At 45.1% G+C, this 7,053-nt stretch carries 6 protein-coding genes and 2 pseudogenes; 7 read left to right on the top strand and 1 reads right to left on the bottom strand.

Going from position 1 to position 7,053, the window contains the following annotated elements:
* Positions 1 to 583 precede the first annotated feature (583 nt).
* The 7 genes and pseudogenes from trpE (at position 584) to trpA (ending at position 6,842) form a co-directional block, all read left to right on the top strand.
* Positions 584 to 1,944, top strand: a pseudogene (trpE, locus tag SORDD16_RS06635) (anthranilate synthase component I).
* Positions 1,941 to 2,507 carry an aminodeoxychorismate/anthranilate synthase component II gene (locus tag SORDD16_RS06630; protein ID WP_049505612.1) on the top strand — a complete coding sequence of 189 codons (567 nt, stop codon included), beginning with the start codon at positions 1,941 to 1,943 and terminating at the stop codon, positions 2,505 to 2,507. Before trpE ends, SORDD16_RS06630 begins: the two are co-directional and overlap by 4 nt.
* A 10-nt stretch (positions 2,508 to 2,517) precedes the next feature.
* Entirely contained in the window at positions 2,518 to 3,522 is a 1,005-nt protein-coding gene (gene trpD / locus SORDD16_RS06625; protein ID WP_061452812.1) for an anthranilate phosphoribosyltransferase, read from the top strand.
* Complete coding sequence (gene trpC / locus SORDD16_RS06620; RefSeq protein WP_061452811.1) at positions 3,519 to 4,286, top strand: indole-3-glycerol phosphate synthase TrpC; 768 nt, start codon at positions 3,519 to 3,521, stop codon at positions 4,284 to 4,286. Before trpD ends, trpC begins: the two co-directional genes overlap by 4 nt.
* On the top strand, positions 4,273 to 4,872 hold the full coding sequence (locus SORDD16_RS06615; RefSeq protein ID WP_061452810.1) for a phosphoribosylanthranilate isomerase: 600 nt from the start codon (positions 4,273 to 4,275) through the stop codon (positions 4,870 to 4,872). The genes trpC and SORDD16_RS06615 overlap by 14 nt, the downstream gene beginning before the upstream one ends.
* On the top strand, positions 4,850 to 6,073 hold the full coding sequence (gene trpB, locus SORDD16_RS06610; RefSeq protein ID WP_061452809.1) for a tryptophan synthase subunit beta: 1,224 nt from the start codon (positions 4,850 to 4,852) through the stop codon (positions 6,071 to 6,073). The genes SORDD16_RS06615 and trpB overlap by 23 nt, the downstream gene beginning before the upstream one ends.
* On the top strand, positions 6,066 to 6,842 hold the full coding sequence (trpA, locus tag SORDD16_RS06605; protein ID WP_061452808.1) for a tryptophan synthase subunit alpha: 777 nt from the start codon (positions 6,066 to 6,068) through the stop codon (positions 6,840 to 6,842). Before trpB ends, trpA begins: the two co-directional genes overlap by 8 nt.
* On the opposite strand, the pseudogene SORDD16_RS06600 reads toward trpA, so the two are convergent.
* A pseudogene (locus SORDD16_RS06600) lies at positions 6,814 to 7,053 on the bottom strand (prepilin peptidase); the annotation flags it as partial. The gene trpA and the pseudogene SORDD16_RS06600 sit on opposite strands and share 29 nt — an antisense overlap.

Here is a 7,053-nt window from a genome sequence, read left to right as displayed (position 1 = left end):
AGTCTTTTCTCTCACAGAGAGCTTGTGGTTGCTGGAAACAAGCAGAGAAAGCTGTAAGGTTGGGTCCGTCTGAAACAAGAGAAGAAAACATAATTCTCAAGGGAGTGCCCTTTATCGCACAGCCTGTTACAGGAAGGTTCTGAGACAGGAATGAGAGATAGGAGAAATCCTATAATTGAGGTGGCACCGCGAATTTCGTCCTCACGCAAGTTATTTTGCGTGGGGATTTTTATATATTTATCGTAGATATGGTCATCAGTTTCAAACTATGCTTCATCAATAGATAGATTTCTATAAAATATTTGCGAACGAAGTGAGCATTGAACCGCTATTTCCCGCCATAGTGGTATTCTAGAGAAGCAACTATGCTTCTCTAGAACGGAATTTTTGAGAGTAAAATAGTTCGGGGAACTATTTTAGCCTGAGCCTAGAAATGAATGAGCGAGGAGCTCAAAAATTAGGTCTTTCATTTCATGGATTTCTAAAATCATCCACTGGATAATTTTACCTCCCGTCCGCACTATTTAAGGGAAATAGAAAAAAGACAAAAAATTAAAAATAAGAAACTGAAAGGGAAATTACAATGGAACGAATCATTCATGGAGATGTCTTATCACCAATCTTGGCTTATATGCGCCTAAAGGGGCAACACAAGGTTATCTTAGAGAGTATTCCGAGAGACAAGGAAACCGCTCGTTTTTCTATCTTAGCCTATAATCCTGTTTTTGAGATTAAGTTTGAAAATGGAGTCCTTTATCAAAATGGTCAAGTGATTGATCGGGATCCTTTGGATTTCCTTTATGAAGTGACTCATAAGAGCCAGCACCATTCAGATCTACCTTTTGGTGGGGGGCTATTGGCTTTGTCGGTTACGATATGATTTCGCTCTATGAGGAAATCGGTCAAATCCCTGAAGATACCATTGGGACGCCAGACATGCATTTCTTTGTCTATGAGAGCTATATGGTCTTTGACCACAAGAAGGAAAAAATCCATGTTATCGAGGATGCCCTCTATAGTGATCGTAGCCAAGAAGACTTGGAAGAAGCCTTGAACCAAGTACTTGAGGAATTACGCATCCCTGCTTCAAATGAATTTGAAGACTTGGATTTATCTCCGCTGGACTTCAAACCGCATATCGCTCCTCAGAAGTTTGAGCAAATGGTGGAAACCGCTCGCGAATTGATTCGTAACGGAGATATGTTCCAATGCGTGCTCAGTCAACGCTTCTCAGCAGAAGTTACTGGAAATCCATTTGACTTCTACAGAAATCTTCGCGTGACCAATCCATCTAATTACCTCTATTTCTATGATTTTGGGGATTATCAAATCATCGGTGCCAGTCCTGAAAGTTTGGTTTCTGTCAAAAATGGCATCGTAACTACCAATCCGATTGCGGGTACACGACCAAGAGGGGCTACGGATGAAGAAGACAAGGTCTTGGCGACAGACCTGCTTTCTGATGAGAAGGAAACAGCAGAACATCGGATGTTGGTAGACTTGGGACGCAATGATATCGGTCGCATCTCTGAAACGGCAAGTGTTCAAGTCACCAAGTATATGGAAGTGGAGTTCTTCCGCTATGTCATGCATTTGACCAGTGTTGTGAAAGGGCGTTTGCTTCCCGAACTCACTGCTATGGATGCCTTGAAAGCTACACTTCCAGCTGGGACAGTTTCAGGAGCACCAAAGATTCGGGCCATGAGACGCATCTATGAACTGGAAACAGAAAAACGTGGCGTATACGCAGGAGCAATCGGCTACTTGTCTGCAACGGGCGATATGGATTTCGCCATTGCCATCCGAACTATGATTCTCAAAAATCAAACAGCTTATGTGCAGGCTGGGGCAGGGATTGTCTACGACTCTATCGCCCAAAACGAATACCAAGAAACCATTAACAAGGCAAAATCTATGACTAGAATTGGAGAACTAAGACCATGATTTTATTGATTGACAACTATGATTCTTTTACCTATAACTTGGCTCAATACATTGGGAATTTTGCAGAAGTACAGGTCTTGAGAAATGATGATCCCAAGCTATATGAAGAAGCTGAAAAAGCAGATGGTCTGGTTTTTTCTCCCGGTCCTGGTTGGCCGGTTGATGCTGGAAAGATGGAAGACATGATTCGTGACTTTGCAGGTAAGAAACCGATTCTAGGGATTTGTTTGGGACACCAAGCCATTGCAGAAGTCTTTGGTGGCAAGCTAGGTTTGGCTCCAAAAGTCATGCATGGAAAACAGAGCAATATCAGCTTTGAAGCGCCATCTGTTTTGTATCAAGGTATTGAGGATGGTCGTCCAGTCATGCGTTATCATAGTATTTTGATTGAAGAAATGCCAGAAGACTTTGAAGTGACAGCTCGTTCGACTGATGACCAAGCCATTATGGGAATTCAACACAAAAGCCTGCCGATTTATGGCTTCCAGTACCATCCAGAAAGTATCGGAACGCCAGATGGCTTGTCTTCTATTCGGAATTTTATCGAGAAAGTTGTAAAGTGAGGAAACTAGGATGAAAGAGATTATTGAAAAACTAGCAAAATTTGAAAATTTATCAGGTGTGGAAATGACAGACGTCATTGAGCGTATCGTAACTGGGCGTGTAACCGAAGCGCAGATTGCTTCTCTCCTTTTGGCTCTTAAGATGAAGGGGGAAACACCTGAAGAGCGCACAGCCATTGCACAAGTCATGAGAGGACATGCCCAACACATTCCAACTGAAATTCATGATGCTATGGACAACTGTGGTACAGGTGGGGATAAGTCCTTCAGCTTTAACATCTCAACAACTGCAGCCTTTGTCTTGGCTGGTGGCGGTGTTCATATGGCCAAGCACGGTAACCGTTCGATTTCTTCTAAATCGGGTTCGGCAGACGTCCTTCAAGCATTGGGCATCAATCTAGACCTCAAACCAGCTGAACTAGGTAAAGTCTTTGATAAAACTGGAATCGTCTTTCTCTTTGCTAAAAATATGCACCCAGCAATGAAATACATCATGCCAGCTCGTTTGGAATTGGGAATTCCAACAATCATGAACTTGACTGGTCCACTGATTCATCCAATGGCCTTGGAAACACAGCTTCTTGGAATTAGTCGTCCAGAACTTCTAGAAAGTACCGCTCAGGTTTTGAAAAATATGGGTCGCAAGCGTGCCATTGTGGTTGCTGGACCAGAAGGGCTAGATGAAGCTGGCTTGAACGGAACAACCAAGATTGCTCTTCTTGAAAATGGCGAAATTACCTTGTCAAGCTTCACTCCAGAGGATTTGGGAATGGAACGCTATGCTATCGAAGATATTCGTGGAGGGAATGCTCAGGAAAATGCAGAAATTTTGCTCAGCGTTCTTCAAAACGAACCAAGTCCATTCTTGGAAACGACTGTTTTAAATGCTGGCCTTGGTTTCTATGCCAATGGTAAGGTAGATAGTATCAAGGAAGGAGTTGCCTTGGCTCGTCAAGTGATTGCTAGTGGCAAGGCCCTTGAAAAACTCAGACTGTTACAGGAGTACCAAAAATGAGTCAGGAATTTTTAGCACGAATTTTAGAGCAGAAGGCGCATGAAGTCGAGCAGATGGAGCTGGAGGAAGTGCAGCCCTTGCGCCAGACCTATCGCTTAGCTGACTATTTAAAACAACATCAAGACCGTTTGCAGGTAATCTCTGAGGTCAAGAAGGCTAGCCCTAGTCTGGGAGATATCAATCTCGATGTGGATATTGTGCAACAGGCCCAGACTTATGAAGCGAACGGAGCAGTGATGATTTCGGTTTTGACAGATGAAGTCTTCTTTAAAGGGCATTTGGATTATCTACGAGAGATTTCCAGTCAGGTACAGATTCCGACGCTCAACAAGGATTTTATCATCGATGAAAAGCAAATCATCCGTGCTCGCAATGCCGGTGCGACAGTCATCCTGCTCATCGTCGCAGCCTTGTCAGAAGAACGCCTCAAGGAACTCTATGACTACGCGACAGAGCTTGGTCTGGAAGTCTTGGTGGAGACTCACAATCTAGCTGAACTTGAAGTGGCCCACAGACTTGGTGCGGAGATTATTGGGGTTAACAACCGCAACTTGACCACCTTTGAAGTCGACTTGCAGACCAGTGTAGACTTAGCCCAGCACTTTGAAGAAGGTCGCTATTATATTTCTGAATCTGCTATTTTCACAGGGCAGGATGCGGAACGAGTAGCACCATACTTTAACGGAATTTTGGTGGGAACAGCTCTCATGCAGGCAGAGGATGTGGCTCAAAGAATCAAGGAGTTACAGATTGACAAAGGTTAAGATTTGTGGATTATCGACCAAAGAAGCGGTGGAAACAGCCGTTTCAGCAGGGGCGGACTACATCGGTTTTGTCTTTGCACCTAGTAAAAGACAGGTGACCTTGGAAGAGGCTGCTGAGCTGGCAAAGCTCATTCCTGTAGATGTCAAAAAGGTTGGGGTATTTGTTTCACCAAGTCGGACAGAACTGCTAGAAGTGATTGAAAAAGTTGGTTTGGACTTGGTTCAAGTTCATGGTCAGGTAGCAGATGATTTGTTTGAGAATTTGCCTTGTGCTAGCATTCAGGCTGTTCAGGTGGATGGAAATGGCCATGTGCCAAGTTCTCGGGCAGATTATCTCCTCTTTGATGCCCCTGTGGCAGGAAGTGGCCGGACCTTTGACTGGGGACGATTGGATACGTCTGGACTAGCTCAGCCTTTCTTTATCGCAGGCGGGCTCAATGAAGACAATGTAGCAAAAGCAATTCAACACTTCACTCCCTATGCAGTAGATGTATCAAGCGGAGTGGAGACAGATGGACAGAAAGATCATGAAAAGATTAGAAGATTTATAGAGAGGGCAAAGAATGGCATATCAAGAACCAAATAAAGATGGATTTTACGGAAAATTCGGCGGACGTTTTGTCCCAGAAACATTGATGACAGCAGTCTTGGAGTTGGAGAAGGCCTACCGTGAAAGTCAAGCAGACCCAAGTTTCCAAGAGGAATTAAACCAACTTTTACGCCAGTATGTGGGACGTGAAACTCCCCTTTACTATGCAAAAAACTTGACCCAGCATATCGGCGGAGCCAAGATTTACCTTAAACGGGAAGACCTTAACCATACAGGGGCCCACAAGATTAACAATGCCTTGGGACAGGTTCTTCTGGCTAAACGCATGGGCAAAAAGAAAATTATCGCTGAAACAGGTGCTGGTCAGCACGGTGTGGCAACTGCAACAGCTGCGGCTCTCTTTAATATGGAATGTACCATCTACATGGGTGAGGAAGATGTCAAACGCCAAGCCCTTAATGTCTTCCGTATGGAGCTTTTGGGAGCCAAGGTCGAGGCTGTGACAGATGGTTCGCGCGTGCTCAAGGACGCAGTCAATGCAGCCCTTCGTTCATGGGTGGCAAATATCGACGATACCCACTATATCCTTGGTTCAGCCTTGGGACCTCATCCTTTCCCAGAAATCGTTCGTGACTTCCAAAGTGTCATTGGTCGAGAAGCCAAACAACAGTACCGTGAATTGACAGGTGAAAATCTACCAGATGCCCTAGTAGCCTGTGTTGGTGGTGGTTCTAATGCTATCGGTCTCTTCCATCCATTTGTAGAAGATGAGTCTGTAGCTATGTATGGGGCTGAAGCAGCTGGACTTGGTGTGGACACGGATCACCACGCAGCGACTTTGACCAAGGGACGTCCAGGTGTTCTCCACGGTTCTCTTATGGATGTGCTCCAAGATGCTCATGGTCAAATTCTTGAAGCCTTCTCTATCTCAGCAGGGTTAGACTATCCTGGTATCGGTCCGGAACACTCTCACTACCACGATATCAAACGTGCCAGCTATGTTCCTGTGACTGACGAGGAAGCCTTGGAAGGATTCCAACTCTTGTCTCGCGTGGAAGGGATTATCCCAGCCTTGGAATCTAGCCATGCCATTGCCTTTGCAGTGAAATTGGCCAAAGAACTTGGACCAGACAAGTCTATGATTGTCTGCCTATCCGGTCGTGGGGACAAGGATGTAGTTCAAGTCAAAGACCGCTTGGAAGCAGATGCGGCAAAGAAGGGAGAAGCCCATGCCTAAGACACTAACAGAGAAATTGAACGCTATCAAAGCAGCTGGAAGAGGGATTTTTGTTCCTTATATCATGGCTGGGGACCATGAGATAGGTTTGGATGGTCTCGCTGAAACAATCCACTTTTTAGAAGATTTGGGAGTCTCTGCCATTGAAGTGGGTATTCCCTTTTCAGACCCTGTTGCAGATGGACCTGTGATCGAAGAAGCAGGCTTGCGCAGTCTAGCTCATGGAACTTCTACCCAAGCTTTGGTTGAAACCTTGAAAACCATTCAAACAGAAATTCCGCTTGTCATCATGACCTACTTCAACCCCCTCTTTCAGTACGGTGTTGAGAAATTTGTCAAAGATCTGGCAGATACAGCGGTTAAGGGCTTGATTATCCCAGACCTGCCTCATGAGCATGCCAACTTTGTAGAACCTTATTTGGCAGATACAGACATTGCCTTGCTCCCCCTAGTAAGTTTGACAACAGGACTTGAGCGTCAAAAAGAGTTGATCAAGGGGGCAGAAGGCTTTGTCTATGCCGTTGCCATCAATGGGGTGACAGGGAAATCAGGCAATTACCGTGCAGACTTGGACAAGCACTTGGCGCAATTGCATCAAGTAGCCGACATCCCGGTCTTGACAGGTTTTGGTGTGTCTAGTCAGGCTGATATAGAACGCTTCAATGCGGTGTCAGATGGTGTCATCGTCGGTTCGAAAATCGTAAAAGCCCTCCACCAAGGAGAGCCCATTGAAGAATTTATTAAGCAAGCAGTAGCTTACCAAAAATAATCACACCAGCAGCAAGTAAGAGGAAAGGCACGAAAGGAAGTCTTTCCTTTTTCTTTTGCAGGAGAAAGGCAAGGATGCCCGTCGCAGCAGCAAACTGGATCAAGATCAGTAATTCGGTCGCGCTAAAGACGAGAGCACAAGAAGCCAGAAAGAGAAAATCCCCTGCGCCCATGCGGATATCGATAAAATGAGCCAAGATTCCGAGGGCAAG

The sequence above is a fragment of the Streptococcus oralis genome, assembly GCF_001578945.1.
Lineage (GTDB): Bacteria > Bacillota > Bacilli > Lactobacillales > Streptococcaceae > Streptococcus > Streptococcus oralis_Q.
This window is presented reverse-complemented; position numbering and strand designations above follow the sequence as displayed.

What these genes read in the sequence shown, in the direction of transcription:
- trpD (WP_061452812.1), top strand. Translation starts at nt 2,518, where the DNA reads ATGAAAGAGATTATTGAAAAACTAGCAAAATTTGAAAATTTATCAGGT.
- trpC (WP_061452811.1), top strand. Translation starts at nt 3,519, where the DNA reads ATGAGTCAGGAATTTTTAGCACGAATTTTAGAGCAGAAGGCGCATGAA.
- trpA (WP_061452808.1), top strand. Translation starts at nt 6,066, where the DNA reads ATGCCTAAGACACTAACAGAGAAATTGAACGCTATCAAAGCAGCTGGA.
- trpB (WP_061452809.1), top strand. Translation starts at nt 4,850, where the DNA reads ATGGCATATCAAGAACCAAATAAAGATGGATTTTACGGAAAATTCGGC.
- SORDD16_RS06630 (WP_049505612.1), top strand. Translation starts at nt 1,941, where the DNA reads ATGATTTTATTGATTGACAACTATGATTCTTTTACCTATAACTTGGCT.